Origin of the sequence: Streptomyces sp. NTH33, from assembly GCF_003236365.1 — a bacterium.
Lineage (GTDB): Bacteria > Actinomycetota > Actinomycetes > Streptomycetales > Streptomycetaceae > Streptomyces.
The window spans coordinates 1-1,209 of sequence record NZ_POTZ01000916.1; the positions used below are offsets into that span (position 1 = coordinate 1).

Below are 1,209 nucleotides of genomic sequence, written 5' to 3' on the forward strand. Positions count from 1 at the left end.
GGCCGGGCACCGGTGCCGGGGGCGACGGGCGCATCCGTGCGGAGACCGACCAGTACATGGACGACCTGCGGGAGATGCAGGAACGGTACGGGAACACCGAGGCCGCCCAGGGCGAGGTGAGCGTCCGCTGGGCGTACGAGATCGCCGGGCCGGCGGTGGCCGGCGCGGTGCTGCTGGCGATTCTGCTGGCGGTGGGGTGACGGGCCCCCGTCGACGGACCGGGAACGGGAAAGGGTGCCCCTCTGGGTGAGGGGCACCCTTTCCGCTCGGTTCGCTTGGTTCGCTTCGGTACGGCCGCGGGTCAGATGCCGGCGGCCGCGGACAGGTCCCGCTTGATCGACTCCAGGAGGCCGGTGGCCTTGGCGCGGGCCTCCGGGAGGCCGGCGTGGGTCGCCACCGGGACCACGACCTCCAGGTAGCACTTCAGCTTGGGCTCCGTGCCGCTGGGGCGGACCACCACGCGGGCGCCGTCGAGGGTGTAGCGGAGGCCGTCCGTGGGGGGCAGGGTGCCGGTGCCCTGTGTGAGGTCCTCGGAGCGGACGACGGGCAGGCCCGCGAGTTCGGTCGGGGGCTGCTCGCGCAGACGGCGCATCGCGTCGGCGATCAGCGAGAGGTCCTGGACGCGGACCGAGAGCTGGTCGGTGGCGTGCAGGCCGTGCTCGACGGCGAGGTCGTCGAGGAGGTCCGGGAGGGTGCGGCCCTCCTGCTTCAGGTGTGAGGCCAGTTCCGTGATCAGCAGGGCCGCGGTGATGCCGTCCTTGTCGCGTACGCCGTCGGGGTCCACGCAGTAGCCGAGGGCCTCCTCGTAGCCGTAGCGCAGGCCCTCCACGCGGGCGATCCACTTGAAGCCGGTGAGGGTTTCCGCGTAGGGCAGGCCCGCCTTCCCGGCGATGCGGCCGAGGAGGGAGGACGACACGATCGACTCCGCGAACGTGCCGGTGGCTCCCCGGGCGACCAGGTGGGCGCCCAGGAGCGCGCCGACCTCGTCGCCGCGCAGCATGCGCCAGTCCCCGCCGTCCTTGACCGCCACGGCGCAGCGGTCCGCGTCCGGGTCGTTGGCGATGATCAGGTCGGGGTCCGTCTCGCGGGCCTTCGCGAACGCCAGGTCCATGGCGCCGGGCTCCTCCGGGTTGGGGAAGGCCACGGTCGGGAAGTCCGGGTCCGGGTCCGCCTGTTCGGGGACCAGGTCGGGGGTGGGGAAGCCGGCGC

The 1,209-nt window shown here is 73.6% G+C and carries 2 pseudogenes; one reads left to right on the forward strand and one right to left on the reverse strand.

The features are described from left to right. A pseudogene (locus C1I97_RS37500) lies at positions 1 to 200 on the forward strand (PH domain-containing protein); the annotation flags it as partial. Positions 201 to 301: 101 nt separating this feature from the next. Here C1I97_RS37500 and C1I97_RS37505 read toward each other — a convergent pair. Continuing rightward, a pseudogene (locus C1I97_RS37505) lies at positions 302 to 1,209 on the reverse strand (phospho-sugar mutase); the annotation flags it as partial.